Origin of the sequence: Kosakonia arachidis (assembly GCF_900116535.1) — a bacterium.
Lineage (GTDB): Bacteria > Pseudomonadota > Gammaproteobacteria > Enterobacterales > Enterobacteriaceae > Kosakonia > Kosakonia arachidis.
On the sequence record NZ_FPAU01000001.1, the window covers coordinates 89360 to 107750 of the forward strand.

Annotated in this window: 21 protein-coding genes; 3 read left to right on the plus strand and 18 right to left on the minus strand. The window is 54.6% G+C overall.

The genetic code is table 11. The annotated features are described in order from the left end of the window. Positions 1-202 precede the first annotated feature (202 nt). Entirely contained in the window at positions 203-412 is a 210-nt protein-coding gene (locus tag BM427_RS00410; protein WP_090118303.1) for a YdgH/BhsA/McbA family protein, read from the minus strand. Positions 413-505: 93 nt separating this feature from the next. Next, positions 506-763, minus strand: a complete 258-nt coding sequence (gene bhsA / locus BM427_RS00415) for a multiple stress resistance protein BhsA (protein ID WP_090118304.1) — start codon at positions 761-763, stop codon at positions 506-508. Positions 764-1012: 249 nt separating this feature from the next. On the opposite strand from bhsA, the gene BM427_RS00425 reads away from it, so the two are divergent. Beyond that, positions 1013-1648, plus strand: a complete 636-nt coding sequence (locus tag BM427_RS00425) for a TetR/AcrR family transcriptional regulator (RefSeq protein WP_090118306.1) — start codon at positions 1013-1015, stop codon at positions 1646-1648. A gap of 61 nt (positions 1649-1709) precedes the next feature. Here BM427_RS00425 and BM427_RS00430 read toward each other — a convergent pair whose 3' ends face one another. From BM427_RS00430 to BM427_RS00450, 5 genes are all read right to left on the minus strand, one after another. Further along, entirely contained in the window at positions 1710-2000 is a 291-nt protein-coding gene (locus tag BM427_RS00430; protein WP_090118307.1) for a putative quinol monooxygenase, read from the minus strand. Between the two features lie 109 nt (positions 2001-2109). After that, positions 2110-3045: a GlxA family transcriptional regulator gene (locus BM427_RS00435; RefSeq protein ID WP_090118308.1), complete on the minus strand. Its 936-nt coding sequence runs from the start codon at positions 3043-3045 to the stop codon at positions 2110-2112. A 9-nt stretch (positions 3046-3054) separates the two neighbouring features. After that, entirely contained in the window at positions 3055-4257 is a 1203-nt protein-coding gene (locus BM427_RS00440; protein WP_090118309.1) for an MFS transporter, read from the minus strand. 42 nt (positions 4258-4299) lie between these two features. Then, positions 4300-5061, minus strand: a complete 762-nt coding sequence (locus BM427_RS00445) for an SDR family oxidoreductase (protein ID WP_090118310.1) — start codon at positions 5059-5061, stop codon at positions 4300-4302. Positions 5062-5087: 26 nt separating this feature from the next. Further along, on the minus strand, positions 5088-5903 hold the full coding sequence (locus BM427_RS00450; protein ID WP_090118311.1) for an SDR family NAD(P)-dependent oxidoreductase: 816 nt from the start codon (positions 5901-5903) through the stop codon (positions 5088-5090). A 642-nt stretch (positions 5904-6545) separates the two neighbouring features. Between BM427_RS00450 and BM427_RS00455 the strand changes: the two genes are divergently transcribed. Further along, positions 6546-6752, plus strand: coding sequence for a hypothetical protein (locus BM427_RS00455; protein WP_139234368.1), 207 nt, complete (start codon positions 6546-6548; stop codon positions 6750-6752). A gap of 145 nt (positions 6753-6897) precedes the next feature. Here BM427_RS00455 and BM427_RS00460 read toward each other — a convergent pair whose 3' ends face one another. From BM427_RS00460 to BM427_RS00485, 6 genes are all read right to left on the minus strand, one after another. Further along, entirely contained in the window at positions 6898-7182 is a 285-nt protein-coding gene (locus BM427_RS00460; RefSeq protein WP_090118313.1) for an Rdx family protein, read from the minus strand. A 138-nt stretch (positions 7183-7320) separates the two neighbouring features. After that, the gene (locus BM427_RS00465; protein WP_090118314.1) at positions 7321-8055 is read right to left on the minus strand and encodes a proteasome-type protease; all 735 of its coding nucleotides are present in this window, start codon (positions 8053-8055) and stop codon (positions 7321-7323) included. Positions 8056-8084: 29 nt separating this feature from the next. Next, positions 8085-8906: a transglutaminase family protein gene (locus BM427_RS00470; RefSeq protein WP_090118315.1), complete on the minus strand. Its 822-nt coding sequence runs from the start codon at positions 8904-8906 to the stop codon at positions 8085-8087. Then, on the minus strand, positions 8903-9832 hold the full coding sequence (locus tag BM427_RS00475) for an alpha-E domain-containing protein (RefSeq protein ID WP_090118316.1): 930 nt from the start codon (positions 9830-9832) through the stop codon (positions 8903-8905). The genes BM427_RS00470 and BM427_RS00475 overlap by 4 nt, the downstream gene beginning before the upstream one ends. Next, the gene (locus BM427_RS00480) at positions 9832-11265 is read right to left on the minus strand and encodes a circularly permuted type 2 ATP-grasp protein (protein ID WP_090118317.1); all 1434 of its coding nucleotides are present in this window, start codon (positions 11263-11265) and stop codon (positions 9832-9834) included. The genes BM427_RS00475 and BM427_RS00480 overlap by 1 nt, the downstream gene beginning before the upstream one ends. A gap of 172 nt (positions 11266-11437) precedes the next feature. Continuing rightward, positions 11438-12331, minus strand: a complete 894-nt coding sequence (locus tag BM427_RS00485) for a DMT family transporter (protein ID WP_090118318.1) — start codon at positions 12329-12331, stop codon at positions 11438-11440. 116 nt (positions 12332-12447) lie between these two features. Between BM427_RS00485 and gcvA the strand changes: the two genes are divergently transcribed. Beyond that, positions 12448-13347, plus strand: a complete 900-nt coding sequence (gcvA, locus tag BM427_RS00490) for a transcriptional regulator GcvA (protein WP_090118319.1) — start codon at positions 12448-12450, stop codon at positions 13345-13347. A 99-nt stretch (positions 13348-13446) separates the two neighbouring features. On the opposite strand, the gene BM427_RS00495 is transcribed toward gcvA, so the two are convergent. Genes BM427_RS00495 through BM427_RS00515 form a run of 5 tightly spaced genes read right to left on the minus strand, consistent with a single transcriptional unit; the run spans position 13447 to position 18018 of the window. Further along, the gene (locus tag BM427_RS00495) at positions 13447-14142 is read right to left on the minus strand and encodes an ABC transporter ATP-binding protein (RefSeq protein WP_090118320.1); all 696 of its coding nucleotides are present in this window, start codon (positions 14140-14142) and stop codon (positions 13447-13449) included. Continuing rightward, positions 14135-14917, minus strand: coding sequence for an ABC transporter ATP-binding protein (locus tag BM427_RS00500; protein WP_090118321.1), 783 nt, complete (start codon positions 14915-14917; stop codon positions 14135-14137). Before BM427_RS00500 ends, BM427_RS00495 begins: the two co-directional genes overlap by 8 nt. After that, on the minus strand, positions 14904-15950 hold the full coding sequence (locus BM427_RS00505; protein ID WP_090118322.1) for a branched-chain amino acid ABC transporter permease: 1047 nt from the start codon (positions 15948-15950) through the stop codon (positions 14904-14906). Before BM427_RS00505 ends, BM427_RS00500 begins: the two co-directional genes overlap by 14 nt. Beyond that, complete coding sequence (locus BM427_RS00510; protein WP_090118323.1) at positions 15950-16849, minus strand: branched-chain amino acid ABC transporter permease; 900 nt, start codon at positions 16847-16849, stop codon at positions 15950-15952. Before BM427_RS00510 ends, BM427_RS00505 begins: the two co-directional genes overlap by 1 nt. Positions 16850-16881: 32 nt before the next feature. After that, positions 16882-18018, minus strand: coding sequence for an ABC transporter substrate-binding protein (locus BM427_RS00515; protein WP_090118324.1), 1137 nt, complete (start codon positions 18016-18018; stop codon positions 16882-16884). Between the last annotated feature and the right edge of the window lie 373 nt (positions 18019-18391).

Below are 18391 nucleotides of genomic sequence, written 5' to 3' on the forward strand. Positions count from 1 at the left end.
CACGTGAGTGTCAATCTGTTGCATTGGCATTGTTAGGATGCGTAGTAACTAGTTGTTTTATAAAACTAACTCTCCTGTAACTAACTCTCCTGTCGCGGAAACATGATGTCGGCGTCCGGGCTGGTTAATGACATTCGCGTCGCCTCCGCAGACATAAAAAAAGCGCCCGAAGGCGCCTCTCACACAGAACATCGCAACAAACTTATTTAGTCAGTTCAGCGGTCATGTGTACGTTGTTATTGGTATTGGCTTCAATAATTTTGTAAGACGCACCTTCTTTCTGCGCCTGGGCGGCAATCACGGATTCTGCATCATCCATCGTGCGGCCGGTTGCCGTAACGGTCTGGGCGAAAGCACCAAAAGAGAGAGCAGAAAGTGCAGCAGCGATAGCGATAGTATTGAAAGTTTTCATGGTGTTATTCCTTAAATTTCTCATTCGTGTTGGGCGTTATTGCCCGAATCTAAAATCTTCTGTTGCGGCGGGTCACGGTGACCAGTCAGCGTCTTATTTGTAAATAACCGCAGTGCCGTGCAGGGTGTTCGGGCCGGTTACTGAGGTGATGCGGAACGATTTCGCGCCCATTTCATCGGCTTTCTGCGCCAGTTCACTTTCCAGCGAAGAGAGGTTGGTACCGGCATTGGCGGAAATCACGCCCACTTTCTGCTGGTTAGCCGGAGAAGACTGAACTTCTACCGCAGCCATGCTGGCGAAAGAGAGGGAGCTAAGGACTGCAACGGCGATCAGGGATTGAATGCGTTTCATGTGATTTACCTTTCTAAAATTGTTTGTTTGGGCGTCGTAAGTATTAACTTAACGATCGATAGGTAAATCATAAATGTGATCTGCATCACTCGTCAATATTATTTTTATAGTGATCATTAAAATAAATATAAAGGTTTTATTATTCAATTTGTTATGAGGTGAATTTTTTTTAAAATTTCCGCTGGTCATCGCCGTTGCAATGTTTTTATAATGATTATTAATTAAATTCATGTGGACAAGGGAGGAACCATGACAACCGATGTCACATGCGGTACGAAAAAAAGTCGTGGACGACCGAAAGTCTTCGACAGAGCGGAAATGATGGACAAGGCGATGATGCTGTTCTGGCAGCATGGCTATGAAGCTACATCGCTGGCTGAGCTGGCAGAAGCTACCGGCGCGAAAGCGCCAACGTTATACGCGGAGTTTACGAATAAAGAAGGGTTATTCATGGCGGTTCTCGACCGCTACATGGCACGCTTTATTGCGAAACACCGGGCGACGCTGTTTTGTGATGAGAAGAGCGTAACCCAGGCGCTGCGGGATTATTTCACAGCGGTCGCCAGCTGTTTTACCCGTAGCGACACGCCAGCGGGCTGCTTTTTGATTAACACGTCTGCCACCGTATCCGCGTCGGCTGAGCCTATCGTCGGGGCGATCCGGGCAAAGCATGCCTCCCAGGAACAGACCCTGCTGACGTTTTTGCAGCAGCGCCAGTTGCGCGGCGAGATCCCGTCGCACGGCGATCTGCCAGTTATTGCGCATTTCTTAATGTGTATTGTGCAGGGGATGGCGGTCAGCGCGCGGGAAGGTGCGACGCGGGAAAAGCTGATGCAGATTATCGACACCACGCTGCGTTTATGGCCGGAGCTGGTGAATGCATGAAGATAAGAAACCCAGGCCAGAACGCCTGGGTTTAGAGCCTGATGGGATAGGCTCTTAGTCGTCAGGCAACAGCCGTCAGCGTCGTTACCTGCAAATCGGCTAAGCCGTCGATAGCGCTAACCATCGCTTTGAACGGCGCGGCCTGTTCATGCTGTGCCAGCATTTGCGCCGATTTCCAGCGCTCAATCATCACGAATTGATGATCGTTTTTGCTGTTGACATGTAGTTGGTACAGCTCGCATCCTGGCTCGCCCTGAACGTCCCGTTCCACGGTTTTCAGCGCCTGGGCTACTTTGTCGCGGGCACCGGCATGGGCGGTAATGGTGGCGACAATCGTAATTTTTTCCTGCATTTTTCTGCTCCTTTAAGCGTATAAAACTGCACTCAGTCTACGCCGTCTGGGTGAACAAATAATTCACTTTCTGGCGACAACACTTTCATCCGCAAAGAGCAAATAGGGCTTAGCGCCCGCTACGCAACGACTGCGGTGGAATGCCATAGCCGCGAATAAAGACTTCCCGCATATGGCGGCGATCGCGAAAACCCGATTCGCGGGCGATGGCGTCCAGCGACAAACGGCTTTGCTCAATCATCAGCCGCGCAGCTTCCAGACGTAATCCCTCAATCGCCTTGGCCGGTGATTTCCCCGTCTCCTGGCGAAACAGGCGGCTAAGCTGGCGGGCGCTCAGATGGACAGCGTCGGCCAGCAGTTCCACCGTCAGCGCTTTACTCAGATTGCTGCGGGCATATTCGAGCGCGCTTTGCAGACGATCGGAACGCGGTGCCAGCGCCAGCATCTCCGAATGCTGTGTTTGCCCGCCAGAGCGCCGCTGGTTCATCACCAGATTGTGCGCAACCGCGCGGGCGATCTCTGCGCCCAGATCTTTTTCCACCATGCCGAGCGCCATATCCAGCCCGGCGGTCATGCCTGCAGAGGTCCAGATTCTATCATCGATGATAAAGATGCGGTCATCTTCAAGCTGTATGTCGGGATGCATCTGCAACAAACTGCGGGCGTGCGCCCAGTGCGTAGTCGCGCGTTTTTTCTCCAGTAATCCGGCCTGGGCCAGCACAAAGGCGCCGGTACAGACTCCTGCAATGCGGCGTGCCCGGCGCGCAGTGGTTTGCAGAAAATCGACGATGCCAGCCGATGCCGGTTCTTCAACCGGTGTCAGTACACCCGCCACCAGCCAGCTATCCACCTGCGTGTCATCCGAAAGCGGCAGCGAATCCACACCAATGCCCGATGATGAGCGCACCGTGCCACCAAATTCGGAGTAGACCACGGGCTGGTAAAAGGCTTTGCCGGCGGCCATGTTGGCAAACTCAAACACGGTCAGTGTGGAGATCGCCAGCATCTGGAAATGGTCGGCAATGATTAAGCCAATTTTGTGCATCGCGACTCCCTAAGATGGCAGGCTGGTGGGCTGGAGCGTCAGGCAGCGAACGCGTAAGCGCTCCGAAATCAGCAAGCTGATTAATGCCAGTAATAAAAACAGAACAGCGCTGATCATCACACCATAAAAACCCCACAGCGGATAGATCCACGACGCGACGGCCGAGCCAAAACCAATACCGCAGAACATAAAGGCGCTGGTTAACGCCAGCGAAATCCCGCGCGTTTCGGCAGTGGCGATTTCCACCACTCGCCGTTGCTGGGACGGCCACAGCAGATCGGTAGAGAACGCCCACAGGACCAACAGCAGATAAAGCAGCATCAGTTTTGCGGGCAGGATCATTATCGCCAGCATATCCACAATCAGCAGTGTGATGCCCACCACCAGTAAACGCTCGGCGCTGTAGCGACGCGCCGCGCGGCCAACAAACAGGTTGCCCAAAATCCCGGCGACACCAATCACCGCTAAGGCAACAGAAACGCTGCTGGCTGTGCCGTGCCAGTTATCGCGGATCAGCGGAGAGATAAAGGCGTACATGTCGTAGACGCCGGAGGTGATAAAAAATACCACCAGGAACGCCGCCAACGATTTACCCTCCGCCAGCACAGCGACCAGCTGGCGAAAGTGGATATCCGCGCCTTTGACGATATTCGGCACGCTTAACCAGACTGCCAGCGCCGTAAGCAAGCTGAACAAGGCGACCAGCGCAAACAGTTCACGCGCGCCCCATGTTGTTGCAATCCAGGCGGCCAGCGGGATCCCCACCATGCTCGCCATCGAGACGCCAAGCAATATCATGGCGATAGCACTGCCACGATCGTGCTGCGCCACTAACTCCGCGCCGAGCGCCACCAGTACCGGGCCAATCAGCGAAGCGCCAAGCCCCATCACAATGCGCGAAGCGATAAGCATCGGGTAATTAGCGGCTATCGCGAAGAGCAGGGCGCCGAGGCCAAATACCAGCATCCCGGCCAGTACCTGATATTTACGCATCAGGTGACCGAAAAAGATCTGCGCCAGCGGAGCGGCCAGCGCGAAGGTCAAACCGAAAATGGAGAGCAGACGGGCGCTTTGCCCGTCACTTAATCCCCATTCATGGGAGACTGCGGCCAGGCTGCCCGCAACCGACAGTGCGCCGGTCGCCTGAACAAAGTAGGCCAGGCTCAGCGCCCACAGGGCGCGTCTTTGCGAAGGGGAGATTGGGTTCTGCATCTTGAACTCCTGCAAGGGGGCAGCAAGCTGCCCCATCATCGGTTATGCAACAGGAATGGGGTTATCGACGAGAGACTGGTTAAATGCGTTAACCATCGCATGTTCATTCGCGCCGGGGTTGTCGCGCGCGGGCAAAACGCTGTCCACAATCGCTTCAAGGGTATCGGTGCCAAGTTTGTCGAAGGTCTGCTGGATAAAGTCCTGCAACGGCATTGCGCGCGGATCGCCGCTTTTATAAATCAGGTCGGTGTCGACCCATGGCGGCGAGATTTCAATCACTTTGACGCTGCTGTCGCGCAGCAGGAAGCGCTGCGACAGGGTGTAGGAGTGAATGGCTGCCTTCGTTGCGGAGTAGAGCGCATTCGCTGCGAGTGGCAGGAATGCCAGAATCGAACTGTTATTGATCAGCACCGCGTCCGACTGTTGTTTCAGGTGTTCGATAAACGCGGCGCTGACGCGCACGGGCCCCAGCAGGTTCGTGTTCAGTAGCGTGGTTGCCATTTCGTCATCCAGTTCACCGGCAGCGTTATCAAACGGCATAATACCTGCGTTGTTGATCACGACGTTCAGCGCCGGGTAGCGTGACAGCACCTCTTTTGCTGCGGTGTTGATGCTCTCCGCGCGGGTCACATCCAGCACGACTGCGCCCATTCCGGGATTGGCGGCGGTGACGCTATCCAGTAGCGCCTGGCGCCGTCCGGAAATGATCACCTGATTGCCAAGCTGGTGAAATTTTTCAGCCATCGCGCGGCCAATACCTGAGGTGCCGCCGGTAATAAAAATCGTATTGCCTGTCAGTTTCATGATCTTATCCTGTGTTCTGTTAACGGTTAGTGGGTGACGGTTGCGCGATAGCGCTCTGCTGGTACGTTTGTGGAGAGTTGCGGCATAAGCGCCCGGCGATGCTGTTCCAGTGCCTGCCAGTCGGCGTCGTCATGCAGAGAAGGAATGGTCACCAGCTCCCCCTGCAGAAAGCCGACCAGTGCCGCATCCACCATGTCCGTGGCGCTCATCACAATGGTTTTGTCGAGCTGTTCCAGCGGCAGTCCGCCGTTGTCCCAGAATGGTGTTGCTGTTGCGCCAGGCAGTACGGCCTGTACCTGAATGCCTTTATCGGCCAGTTCGTGATGCAGAGACTGGCTAAACGCCAGCACAAAGGCTTTTGTCCCGCCGTATACGCCGTTCAGCACTTCGGGGGCGATCGCGACGATGGACGAAATATTGATAACTGCGCCTACGCCACGGGCGACGAAGCCCGGCACTACCGCGTAAGTAAGGCGGGTGAGGGCGGTGACGTTCAGGTTAATCATCGCTTCCATTCGATCGATTTCGCTGCCCAGCAGCGGCGTATGCGTGCCAACGCCAGCGTTGTTGACCAGCAATGTGATGCTGGCGTCTTCGCGCAGTCTGGCTTCCAGTGCCCGGAGCTGTTGCGGATCGTTGAGGTCAGCGGCGATCGCTTCCACGTTACGCGACGTATCAGCAGTAATGTGGCTGGCCATCTGGTTCAGGCGGTTATGGTTGCGGGCAATAATAATCAGGTCGTAGCCCATACGGGCCAGGCGGTTGGCGTAAATCGCGCCGATACCGGTTGATGCACCGGTAATAACGGCAGTGCCTTTGTGGTGTTGTGTCACGATGTTCATAGCAGACTCCCTGGTTCAACAATGGATGCGATGGAAACATCATAATTGCGCCAGAGATGTCTTAAATGACGTTGATAGTGCTAATTTAGGACATCGGCAAATATACCTGCACGCGTTCCGCTATTTCCGGCTGCCATCGATTTTGCGGTACACCGTGGGGAGTTAAGCTGGTGACTTAATAAATGCCTTCCGTGCTGGTACATATGGTGGGATCGCTGCTGATGATGGCGCCGGGTTTTACGCTGATTAATGCACTGTATTGAGCCTGTGCACAGGAGGAGATAAATATCTTCCCTTCTCTTTAACCGTAAAAATACCAGGACTATTGGCAACGCATTTATTTTAATCTTGTGAGGATGTTTTTTCTGAATTTTTAAATGGCACGATGAGGGAGTATTGACTAATGACGACAAATAAGCAGAATTAGGAACGTTGACGCAACTGACTACACCATATAGACCATATAGCCCGCAATAATTATTAAGAATAAGCGCGTTAGCAATATCAGTTGTTGGAAAAATCTGATAGCGGGAAATATTGTTTTTTTTGTTTTTTGTTTTATTTGGCTTACCGGAAAACGGTAAGCCAGAACGGTTCTCAGGCCTGGTTTTTCGCCATTTACATGTGAATCTGGAGTTGTTGATGGGCAAAGAAAAAAAGAGTTACGGAATGCACGATTTTTTCAGAGGTGACACATCAGGCCATGAAATGATTGAGCGCTATACGTATGTGAAAATTATTAAATTTAATGCGACGGACGCGATTAATTTTGAGTTTTCTCCGTATCAGAAGTATTTTATTTCGATGATGGCGAACAGCAAATCGCCTGCCGACAATAGCAATCAATAACGTCCATTCCTGAATGTAAAAATAAATTTATTGGCAGCGCAGCGAACTGTTTATGTACTTTTTTGCCTGTCGCGATGAGCATCACCGGCAGTTACCTGCGTAGGCCGGCACCTTCCATACGCTTACGCTGGAGGGGGCCCGACGCTTAATCGCTTTTTTTCTCTATGTGTCCAAGCGATTTTTCCGGGAAGCAGTAGTCGCGCACGCGGCGTTTTAACTCTGCGGCATCGGGAAAACCGCCTTCCTGCTTGCGATCCCAGATGACTGCACCATCAATATCAATCACAAAAATTCCACCGGTACCGGGGATCAGGCGCACCGCTCCAAGATCGCTACTGAACGTATGCAGCAGTTCTTGCGCCATCCAACTGGCGCGCAGCATCCAGTTACACTGCGAGCAATAATGTAAAGTAATCGTCGGTTTATTCATTTTCTCGTCCCTCCAAAAAGCGAATCAGACTGCAAAGTGTACGCAAAATGCGAACATAAAGGTGAGAAACAGTGGTGACGCTCGGCGGTGATGTCACCGAAATCGCCTACGCTTAAACCGCCCGGCGACGTGCCGGGCTCAGGGTTGCGTGGGGAAGGGCGTTAACTGACGGAAGGTGTTAAGCAGCCCTTCGGACCACGCTTTGCGGATGGCAATAAAATAGGGATCGCTTTCAATAATCCGCTGCTGTTCGCGGGCGTGAAAGCTGTCGCGGCGGTAGACCATCACATCCAGCGGCATGCCGACGGAGAGATTGCTGCGCAGCGTGGAGTCGATCGAGATCAGCGCGCAGCACATTGCCTGCTCCAGCGGCGTATCCGGCGTTAATACCCGATCGATAATCGGTTTACCATACTTGCTTTCACCAATCTGGAAGTAGGGCGTGTCGTTGGTCGACTCGATAAAATTCCCTTCCTGATAGATATGAAACAGCCGGTGCTCTTCGTTGCTAATCTGCCCGCCCAGCAGCATGTTGCAGCCAAAGTTAGTGTTACTGCCGTTTTGCTGCGCCTTGCTGTCGCGGTGGATAACTTCCCGTACCGTTTCACCGATCAGCGTTGCGGCGTCGTACATGGTTTCGGCCTGCATCAGGTTGGGCGTCTGCTGGCTCTCGATACGCGAGGTCAGCAGACTGATAATGCTCTGCGTGGTCGCCAGATTACCGGCAGACTGGATCACCAGCACACGTTCGCCTTCACGCTGAAAAACATGAAGTTTTTTGAACGTCGCAATGTGATCGACGCCCGCATTAGTCCGGGAGTCGGAAGCGAAGACCAGCCCGTCGCACAGACGCATGGCCACACAGTAGGTCATTACCACACCTTTCTACATAACAGTTGACGCTATTGCTGCTGAACCTGTTGCTGCTGTTGCGTAAACAGATTCACTTCAGCAGTGGAAAACAGCTCTTCACAGCCGCCGCCCAAACGGCTGCCGCGCACCGGACAGGCATCCAGATAATCCATTCCCACCGCCAGCCGCAGATGCTGGTTGAGCCGGCGGGTATCGTTGGTGATATCAAAACTGTGCCAGCGGTCGTTGATCCAGGCTTCCGCCCAGGCATGCATCGCCACGTGCTCGGTATCCTGGCTATAGACATAACCGCTGACATAGCGCGCCGGGATCTTCAGGCTACGGCAGCAGGCCAGAAACACATGAGTATGATCCTGGCAGACGCCTTTTCCTTTGGCGAATGCATCCGCTGCGCTGTCCTGCACATGTGTCGCGCCGGGAGTATACGGCATTTTTAGCCGTAATTCCGCCATCAGCGATGTGAGGCTCTCTTCGGGCGCCGCCTCCTGGTAATAGCGGCTGGCAAAACCGCGGATCAGATCGTTCGCTTCCGTCAGCGGCGTGTGGCGTAAAAAAACCAGCGGCGACAACATTTCATTGCTACTCTCCTCGCTCTCTTCCACATTATCGGCGATTTCTACCACCCCTTGAGCGTGAATAAAAATCTCCTGGTGTGGGCTGTCCAGCGTCAGCACATGCATCAGGTTGCCATAAGCATCACGGGTGGCGACGGCCGAGGCGGGTAGCGTCAGTTTCCATTCGCTAACCCGTTGGCGCGCGGAGGTTTGTGGCGTCAGCCGCAGATACTGGGTGCTGAATTTCACCTCTTCATCGTACTGGTAATGTGTTAAATGGTTGATGGTGAGTTTCATAGCGCCTCCAGATAAGTCTGGCGAATGCTGTCGGCCAGCTCGTTAATTTGGGTGAGGAAGTGGTTCAGCCAGCTTTGCAGCCCCTGCGCCATCACCTCGTCGAGGGAACCGAAGCGCAACTCCACATGCAGCAGGTGCGCCCGGCGCAGCGGAACATGTGCCCGCGTATTACCGATCATCTCCAGTTGCTGTACCAGATCCGCCACACTGGCATGCAGCGAACGTGGCACATCATTACGAAACACCAGCAGTTCGCTGACGGTTTCGCGGCTGATCGGCTGGCGGTAGATGCTGTGATAGGCCTCGCGGGCACTCACCGCGCGCAGCAGGGTGTCGAGGCGATAATATTCACGCACCGGATCCGGATCGTTGTTCAGTTGCTGATCTTTAAGCGCCAGCAGTTGGGCGGTGGCGTAAGCGCGCTCAATCAGCGTACCGACACGGATAAAACACTGTGCGTCGTTGCGCAGTAGCGTGCCGAACATCGCGCCGCGAAACAGATGAGAGCGCTCTTTCACCCAGTCAAAAAAGGTATCAATACCGATTTTATCCACCCCGGACTGACGCAGATTGCGGATGTCGATACGCGTGGTGTTGATACACTCCCACACTTCTGACGACAGGCTACCGCGTACCGCATGGGCGTTATTCCACGCCATTTCAATACAGCTATAAATGCTGCTGGGGTTGTGGCTGTCGAGGGCGAAGAAGTTCAGCAGGTTGTTCATGGAAAAGCGGGCATAACGCTGCTGAAACAGTTCATGGGAAAAGGTGAGATTCAGCGGTAGTGCCAAATCGTGTTGCTGCTGGCGATGGCGTGGCATCATCGACAGCTTCCAGGTGACATCCAGCACCCGGGCAAAACTCTCTGCCCGTTCCAGGTAGCGGGCCATCCAGTACAGTTCGCTGGCTGTGCGGCTTAGCATTATTCATCCTCCTCCATCACCCAGGTATCTTTGGTGCCGCCGCCCTGCGACGAGTTCACCACCAGCGAACCTTCGTTCAGCGCCACGCGCGTCAGGCCGCCCGGCACCAGGCGAATCTCTTCGCCGGAGAGCACAAACGGGCGCAGATCGATGTGGCGCGGTGCAAGCCCCTCCTCGACAAAGGTCGGGCAGGTGGAAAGTGCCAGCGTCTCCTGGCCAATATAGTTGCCGGGGTTTGCCAGCAGCCGCTTGCGGAAATCCTCAATCTGCTGGCGGGTCGATTTTGGCCCGACCAGCATGCCGTACCCACCCGCACCGTGAACCTCTTTCACTACCATGCTGTCGAGATGGGCCAGCACATAGTTAAGATCGTCAGGTTTACGGCACTGCCAGGTGGCGATATTGCCGAGAATGGGCTCCTCGCTGAGATAGAAGCGGATCATGTCCGGCACATAGGGGTAAATGGATTTATCATCGGCAACGCCGGTACCGATCGCGTTCGCCAGTACGACGCCGCCCGCCCGGTAGACCGACAGCAGGCCCGGAACACCGAGCATCGAATCGGCGTGAAACGCCAGTGGATCGAGATACGCATCGTCAATGCGACGGTAGATCACATCCACCCTGCACGGGCCTTCGGTGGTGCGCATATAAACCGCGCCGCCTTTTACGAACAGATCGGCGCTTTCTACCAGCTCAACGCCCATCTGCTGCGCCAGAAAACTGTGCTCGAAATAGGCGCTGTTAAAACGCCCCGGCGTCATCACCACCACCGTAGGATCGTCCACCGGAGTACTCTCACGCAGGGTTTGCAGCAGATAGCCGGGGTAGCGCTCCACCGGCGCAATATGCTGGCTGGCAAAGAGATCCGGGTAGAGGCGCATCATCATCTTGCGGTTCTCCAGCATATAGGAGACGCCGGACGGGGTGCGCAGGTTATCTTCCAGCACGTAATAGCGACCATCGCTGTTACGTACCATGTCGATCCCGGTGATGTGAGCATAAATATTGTTATGCAGATCCACACCCTGCATACAGGGCTGGTACTGCTCATTGGCCAGAACCTGCTCGCGCGGGACAATACCGGCGTTGAGGATATTTTGCTGATGATAGATATCGTACAGGAAAGCGTTCAGCGCTTTGACCCGCTGGCGGATGCCCTGATCGAGGGTGCGCCATTCATGGGCCGGGATAATTCGCGGTACGCTGTCAAAGGGGATCAGACGTTCAGTGCCGCCCTCTTCACCATAAACGTTGAATGTAATACCCACCCGGTGAAATAACAGTTCTGCTTGTTCTTTCTTTTGATGGATGGCGTGCTGGTCGGTCTGTTGAAGCCACTGCCACCAGGCATCGTAATGCTGGCGTTGACTGCCCTCTGCGCTGAGCATCTCATCGTAGTAAGGTGCTGTCGGAAGCGTTATTTTTATCATTGTCATCCCCTGCATTCCGCGTGTGAAGATTCTGTAAAAATGCAGAAAGCATGCCAGCATGGCTGGCAATGCGTTTTCGTGGCGAGTACAGGCGCTAATGCACCATTTTGATGCAAAGCGCAGCGGCAGCGCGCTAAAGTGGTGTGAAATGTAAGCGTAGCTGAACCTTGTGCTAACGGCGTTTTGCGGCTGCCGGGCTGACCACCAGCCACACGGCCAGGCAGACAATTATCGCGCCGATGAGAAACCCGGCGTCCAGCGTTTCGCCCAGCGCGAGGTAACTCCACAGCACGGCAAACGGCGGGATAAGAAAGGTGACAGTCAGGCTGCGCAGCGGCCCGATATCGGCAATCAGGCGAAAATAGAGAATATACGCCACGGCGGTACAGAGCAGGCCCACCGCCAGTACGCAGGCCCACACTGACGGCTGCGCCCAATGGATGGTTGCGCCGCTGCTAATCGACCAGATGCAGAACGGCAGTAAAAACAGCGTGGCGCCTGCCTGGCTGCCGAAGGCGACCAGCGTCGGATCCAGCCCGCCGCGCGCCGTTATCCAGTTGCGGGTGAGAAAACCGGCAATACCATAGCAGCCCGTCGCCACCAGGCAAGCGGCCACGCCAGCGGCGACCTCCTGCACATTGCGCATTTCGCCGAGCGTGGTGATCGTCAAAATCCCCACCAGCCCGAGCACAACACCCGCCCACTTTTTCGTGCTCAAGCGTTCGCCAAAAAACGTGATGCCCGCTAACGCGCCCATCAACGGCGTAGTGGCATTGAGAACGGCGGAATACCCGGCAGGCAACCAGCGTGCGGCCAGGCAGTACATCAAAAACGGCAGTCCGGAGTTAATCACCCCAAGCAGCAAGGTCGCGCGCAACTTACCGGAAAACTCAACGGTGCGGCGAAATAACGCCAGCAGTATCGCCAGGCCAACAAAACCAAACAGCACGCGGAGGAAAGCGGTGTTGATGGCGCCGAATTCCGGTGCGGCAATGCGCATAAACAGAAAGCTCGCGCCCCAGATGGCCGCCAGTATCATTAATCTCAGGCAATCAATGGCCCGCATTGTGCAATGCCTCGTGTTGCGTTTTTAACTAAAAATGTTTTACCCCGGCGGCATCAGGCTGACAAACCAGCATTTTTGCTACAGTTTAGTTGTACTTAATTACGCGGAGAGCCGCAATGACCCTACCGCCCCTGCAGGCTTTAATCTGTTTTGCTACCGTCGCCCGACATATGAGTATGAAAGCGGCGGCCGAGGAGTTATGCATTACCGCCAGTGCTGTGAGCCAGCAAATCGCCAGGCTTGAGGCGTGGCTGAATATCCGGCTGTTTATGCGCGGGCCACGTTTTCTGGCGCTGACGACAGAAGGGCACATTTACCTGCGCGCTATCCAGCCTGCGTTTAACCAGATATCGCAGGCCACGCAGCGTCTGATGGATAACGCCTGCCAGAGCAAAGTCACCGTCAGTTGCACGGCCGGCTTCGCCATTCAGTGGTTGTTGCCGCGATTGGGCGCTTTCGAAAAACTGCATCCCGGTGTGGAGGTGCAGATTAATACCACTAACCGGGTGGTCAATCTGAGCAATGAAGGGATTGATTTTGCCGTGCGTCACGGCGCGGGCGTGTATCCGGGGCTGCAGTCGCACTGCCTGGTGAACGACCATCTGTTGCCGGTATGCAGCCCGGTGCTACTGGCGGAAAACCGACCCGGATCACCGCGCGAATTACTGAATTACCCACTGCTGCACGATGAACACCGGCTGGACTGGCGTTTGTGGTTCGACACGCAGGGTATACATGATGTGGATACCGACAGAGGGCCGGTATTTATCGATTCGAACGGCGTGATTGATGCCGCGCTGGCGGGGAGGGGCGTTGCGCTGGTGCGTCGCGTGCTGGTGGCGGAGGCATTAAGCTGTGGGCGTCTGATCTGCCCGCTGGCCATTCCCGTGGTCTCACCGATTGCCTATTATCTGGTCTACGACGAATCCGCGGTATTACAGCGGATGAGCCGGGATTTCTGCGACTGGCTGCTGGCAACGGCGGCCTCAGCGGGGCATTGCTGGCCGCAGCCGTGATTTCACTGCCATGCCCGATGGCGTAAGCGCTTATCGGGTATGGCATTTATCGCGCCGGGAAAGGCGAAGCCACTCCCGGCATCCTGCAACGAATACCGCTTACCCGCCGAGATACATTTTTTTCACTTCCGGGTTGGCGAGTACCTCCTGCGCCGCGCCGGAAAGCACAATCTTGCCATTCTCCAGCACATAGGCGCGATCGGCGATGGTCAGCGCTGCGGTAGCATTTTGCTCCACCAGCAGAATGGTGATGTTCTCTTCGCGCAACTGGCGAATGGTGGTAAACAGCTCGCCCACTATCTTCGGGGCAAGGCCGAGGCTTGGCTCATCCAGCATCAACAGCACCGGTTCACTCATCAATGCGCGGGCGATTGCCAGCATCTGCTGCTCACCGCCGCTCATGGTGCCCGCCATCTGCTTACGCCGCTCCTTCAGGCGCGGAAACAGGGTAAACATGCGATCCCGCAGGCGGGTGAAGTTTGCGAGGTTGTTATACGCCCCCATGCGCAGGTTTTCTTCGATGGTCAGGTTGGTGAAGATTTTGCGGCCTTCCGGCACTAGCGCCAGCCCTTTACGCACAATATGGTGCGTCTGGCTGCGCGAGATATCCTCATTGAGGAAATTCACCGTTCCGGTTGAGCGAACCAGGTTGATGATGCCGTTCAGCGTCGAGGTTTTTCCCGCACCGTTACTGCCAATCAGCGTAACAATTTCACGGTCATTGATGTCAATATCAACGCCTTTCAGCCCCTGAATAACGCCGTAAAATACCTTTAACTCGCGGGCGCTAAGCATAACGTACCTCTCCCAGGTAGGCGGAGATCACCTCCGGATGTTGGATCGCCTCGGACATCAGGCCGCTAAACAGCGGTTTGCCATACTCCAGCACCATCACCCGTTCGCACAATGCGTTGACGAAAGGCATGTCATGTTCAATGAGCAGCACGCTCAGTTGATAATCCTTGCGCATGCGGAAAATCAGCCCGGCCAGATCTTCCGTTTCTTTCGGGTTCATCCCGGCGGCGGGCTCATCCAGCAACAACAGCTGCGGCCCCGTTGCCAGTGCACGGGCAATTTCCACTTTACGCTGGTTGCCATAACTCAGATTGGTGGCCTGCAAATTGGCGTGTTCAGCAATGCCGATATACTCCAGCAGTTCCATCGCCTTTGCCCGCGCGGCGCGTTCAGCCGGGAAATAGCGGCCAATATGCAGCGCCGCTTCCAGTAGCGAATAGCGGCTGGCGTGATCCAGCCCGACCATCACATTTTCCAGCACCGTCATGGAGTTAAACAGGCGGATATTCTGGAAGGTACGTGCAATACCGGCATTCACCACCTGATTGGGTTTCAACCCTTTGATTGATTTCCCCGCCAGCGTCACGCTGCCGCTGGTCGGTTTGTAGTTAGCGGTGATGACGTTAAACAGCGTGGTTTTCCCTGCGCCATTGGGGCCGATAAGGCCGAAGATCTCAGCTTCATCGACATGAAAACTGACGTTGTCGATGGCCCGTAACCCGCCGAACTGCATCACTATATCCTCGACTTGCAGGATGACGTTATTTGCTGTCATGACGGCTCCTTCTGCGCAACTGCCACAGCTCTTTTTTTCCCAGCAACCCTTCGCGGGCGAACAACATAATCAGCAACAGCAGCAGCGAGAAGACCACCATACGCAGCCCCGGATAGGCACCCAGATCGTGACCGAACAGCGACAGCGGCTGGTCAAGGAAACGTAGCCATTCGCCGCTACCCACCACCACAATGGTGCCCAGCAGCGCACCCGTGGTGCTGCCCAGACCACCGAGCACAATAATGATCAGCAACTGGAAGGTGAGCATAAAATCAAACAATCCCGGCGAGATCGTCGTCAGCAGCGAGGCCAGCAGGCCACCGCCAATCCCTTCAAAAAAAGCGCTGGTGGCGAAGGCGCAGGTTTTAATGCGGAAGGTATTGATGCCCATCGCAATTGCCGCATCTTCATCGTCGCGAATCGCCTTCATCATGCGGCCATACTTCGACCACACCAGTTGCAGGATTATCCCGGTTGCCGCCAGCGCGAACAGGCCGCACCAGAACAGCAGATGCGGTTGCTGAGGAATATCGTTCAGCCCAATCGCGCCGTTGGTGATTTGCGGGTTGTTAATGGCGAGGATCTTGATAATAAAACCGAAGCCCAGCGTGACAATCGCCAGATAGTCACCGCGCACACGGAATACCGGAAACGCCAGGCACACTGCCAGCACGGCAGCACACACGCCGCTGATTAACAGCGCGGGCAGGAAGCTGGCGTGCAATACCATAATAAATGGGCTGGGCGCCGCCATTTCGAACATATCCATCTTGCTGTCACTGGAGAGAATAAACAGCGAGGTAACATACGCGCCAACGGCGACAAACCCGTTAGGCTCCAGCGAAAGCTGGCCGGTGACGCCGTTTATCAGGTTGTAGCTGACGGCGAGGATCATAAAGACGAAAACGGTGCTGATCACCCGCACAATGTAGTCGTTAAACAGCAGGTTAATCCCCACCAGTAGTGCAATGGTGATCAGAATAATCAGCAGATTACGCCCCTGTGCGGCAAGCGTCGTGGTCGGGTTCAACATCAGAAACGGCTCCTTTCCAGGCGTTCGTCACCCATAATGCCTACCGGGCGGAACAACAAGACCAGAATCAAAAACATGAAAGCGAACGCGTCCTTATAGCCGCCAAGCTCCGGGAAAATGGCAACCGCAACCACTTCGGTAAAACCGAGAATAAAGCCGCCGAGCACCGCGCCGGTGACGCTGCCAATACCGCCAAGTACCGCCGCAGCAAAGGCTTTCAGGCCAATCAGCACGCCCATTAACGGATCAATGGTTGGGTAGCTGATGGAGTAAAACACCCCACCCAGTGCCGCGAGGCTGCTGCCGAGGGCAAACACCAGCGAGATAATGCGGTTCGCGTCGATGCCCATTAGCCGCACAGTATTAACGTCAAACGCCACTGCGCGGATCGCCATACCATAGCGAGTGCGATAGAGCAGCCAGAGGATCGCCAGCAGCAACAGCACGGTGATCACCGGCACGATCCACGCCACGTTGGTAATGATGATGTTGCCGAACGTCAGCGTTTTGTTGAAATAGTCCGGCGCGGAGAAGAAGCGGGAACTGCCGCCAAACAGCACGTTGAACAGGTTTTCAAGAAAAAAACTGACACCGATAGCGGTGATTAGCATCGAAATTTTCGATGCCTGGCGCAACGGGCGATAGGCGACCCGGTCAATGAACATGCCCAGCAGGCCGCACAAAGCAAGGGTCAGAAAAATGGCTACCCCAAAGGGCAGCCCAATCGAGGAAAACAGAAACAGGGTGGCAAATGCGCCGACCATCATCACATCCGCATGCGCGAAGTTGATCAGGCGCAGAACCCCGTAAACCATGGTGTAGCCGATAGCGATCAGTGCGTACATGCCGCCCAGACTCATGCCGTTGACTACCTGCTGGAAAAAAATGGCGCCATCCATTAAAAAACCTCTTATTAACAGCCGGTTACTGCTTACGGATTGACGACGGTTTTAAAGGCTAGCTGGCCATCTTTCACTTCGTTGATCACCGCACTACGCACTGCATCGCCATCTTTCAGCGTCAGTGTACCGGTCACACCCTGGAAGTCTTTGGTGGCGCGGATTTTCTCGTTAACACAGACGCGATCGCGTGGGTTATTACATTGGTTCATGGCGTTGACGATCACGTTGTATGCATCGGCTGCCATCGCACCCCAGGTGTGGGTCGGGGTTTTGTACTTCTCTTCCCAGGCTTTGATAAAAGCTTCACCAGCAGGTGTCTGCTCTTTGGCGTTCGGTGAGTAGTAATCGGTGGTCATATAGCCGTTGACCGCATCTTTACCCACTTCGAAAAATACCGGATCCGCCGCCAGGCCATCGCCGCCCACAACCGGTTTGTTGAGGCCGAGCTGTTTCGCCTGTACGGCAATCAGTGCGCCTTCGGTGTAGTAAATCGGCATGTAGATCATGTCGACGTTTTTCGCTTTCACGCTGGAGAGTTGTGCTTTGAAATCTTTGCTGCCCGACGGCGCCTGCACTTCGATAGGAATGGTGCCGCCGTTTTTCAGGAACTGGGTGCGGAAGGCTTTCGCCAGGCCAACCGAGTAGTCGTTGCTGCTGTCAAATACGATGGCTGCGGTTTTGGCTTTCAGATCGCGGGACGCGAGGTTCGCGCCGACCACACCCTGGAAGCTGTCCGAGAAGCAGACGCGGCTGACATAGGGATGGTTGCGGGTAACACGGTCGTTCGTCGCCGTCGAAGAGACCAGCGGCGTTTTGGTGTCGTCGGCGATTTTCACCATCGCCAGCGTATTTGAAGAGGTCACTTCACCGATAACAGCATCCACTTTATCGCTGGACACCAGGCGCTGCATGGCGTTCGCTGCTTCGACTTTGTCGCTCTTATCGTCGACTACGATAAGCTTAATGGTATCGCCGTTTTTCAGCGTCGGAGTGATGCTTTGAATCAGATCCAGACCTTTTTGTGAAGGCTGACCATAGCCGCTCAGTGCGCCGCTCAGCGGCAACACCACACCGATTTTAATTTCTTCCGCCAGTGCACTGTGTGCGCCCGCCAGGCCGGAAATCAGTACGGCCATTAAAGAGACTTTCCCACCAAAACTCTTCATTGTTACCTCACGTCCGTCAGTTGATTGTTTATGTTTAACCATCAATTAATGCGCAACACTGGAATAACGAAGCGGCCGGAACACAGGAATTAACGGCCTGATGCTTTTGATTTATCGCGTTTATTTAATAAAGAATTTCTCTGTCAATAATGATTTCACCATACATCCATTAATTAGGTTTTTCTCATCCATTCTTCTTATAGATTTACCCGCCGTGATAGCACTATTTTGGCTATCTAAAATAGTGCAGGTGCGCCGTTATGGTGCGTGAATAAATAAGTGAGGTGACGCGCAAAATATTTTTATGTCTTCGCATTCTGCGATCGCCTTGTTTAAAGATAAAAATATTTTCAGTTGTTTTTTACAAACTCTT

Excerpts from the sequence above, each read along its gene's own strand:
- BM427_RS00410 (WP_090118303.1), bottom strand. The coding sequence starts at position 412 with ATGAAAACTTTCAATACTATCGCTATCGCTGCTGCACTTTCTGCTCTC.
- bhsA (WP_090118304.1), bottom strand. The coding sequence starts at position 763 with ATGAAACGCATTCAATCCCTGATCGCCGTTGCAGTCCTTAGCTCCCTC.
- BM427_RS00425 (WP_090118306.1), top strand. The coding sequence starts at position 1,013 with ATGACAACCGATGTCACATGCGGTACGAAAAAAAGTCGTGGACGACCG.
- BM427_RS00430 (WP_090118307.1), bottom strand. The coding sequence starts at position 2,000 with ATGCAGGAAAAAATTACGATTGTCGCCACCATTACCGCCCATGCCGGT.
- BM427_RS00435 (WP_090118308.1), bottom strand. The coding sequence starts at position 3,045 with ATGCACAAAATTGGCTTAATCATTGCCGACCATTTCCAGATGCTGGCG.
- BM427_RS00440 (WP_090118309.1), bottom strand. The coding sequence starts at position 4,257 with ATGCAGAACCCAATCTCCCCTTCGCAAAGACGCGCCCTGTGGGCGCTG.
- BM427_RS00445 (WP_090118310.1), bottom strand. The coding sequence starts at position 5,061 with ATGAAACTGACAGGCAATACGATTTTTATTACCGGCGGCACCTCAGGT.
- BM427_RS00450 (WP_090118311.1), bottom strand. The coding sequence starts at position 5,903 with ATGAACATCGTGACACAACACCACAAAGGCACTGCCGTTATTACCGGT.
- BM427_RS00455 (WP_139234368.1), top strand. The coding sequence starts at position 6,546 with ATGGGCAAAGAAAAAAAGAGTTACGGAATGCACGATTTTTTCAGAGGT.
- BM427_RS00460 (WP_090118313.1), bottom strand. The coding sequence starts at position 7,182 with ATGAATAAACCGACGATTACTTTACATTATTGCTCGCAGTGTAACTGG.
- BM427_RS00465 (WP_090118314.1), bottom strand. The coding sequence starts at position 8,055 with ATGACCTACTGTGTGGCCATGCGTCTGTGCGACGGGCTGGTCTTCGCT.
- BM427_RS00470 (WP_090118315.1), bottom strand. The coding sequence starts at position 8,906 with ATGAAACTCACCATCAACCATTTAACACATTACCAGTACGATGAAGAG.
- BM427_RS00475 (WP_090118316.1), bottom strand. The coding sequence starts at position 9,832 with ATGCTAAGCCGCACAGCCAGCGAACTGTACTGGATGGCCCGCTACCTG.
- BM427_RS00480 (WP_090118317.1), bottom strand. The coding sequence starts at position 11,265 with ATGATAAAAATAACGCTTCCGACAGCACCTTACTACGATGAGATGCTC.
- BM427_RS00485 (WP_090118318.1), bottom strand. The coding sequence starts at position 12,331 with ATGCGGGCCATTGATTGCCTGAGATTAATGATACTGGCGGCCATCTGG.
- gcvA (WP_090118319.1), top strand. The coding sequence starts at position 12,448 with ATGACCCTACCGCCCCTGCAGGCTTTAATCTGTTTTGCTACCGTCGCC.
- BM427_RS00495 (WP_090118320.1), bottom strand. The coding sequence starts at position 14,142 with ATGCTTAGCGCCCGCGAGTTAAAGGTATTTTACGGCGTTATTCAGGGG.
- BM427_RS00500 (WP_090118321.1), bottom strand. The coding sequence starts at position 14,917 with ATGACAGCAAATAACGTCATCCTGCAAGTCGAGGATATAGTGATGCAG.
- BM427_RS00505 (WP_090118322.1), bottom strand. The coding sequence starts at position 15,950 with ATGTTGAACCCGACCACGACGCTTGCCGCACAGGGGCGTAATCTGCTG.
- BM427_RS00510 (WP_090118323.1), bottom strand. The coding sequence starts at position 16,849 with ATGGATGGCGCCATTTTTTTCCAGCAGGTAGTCAACGGCATGAGTCTG.
- BM427_RS00515 (WP_090118324.1), bottom strand. The coding sequence starts at position 18,018 with ATGAAGAGTTTTGGTGGGAAAGTCTCTTTAATGGCCGTACTGATTTCC.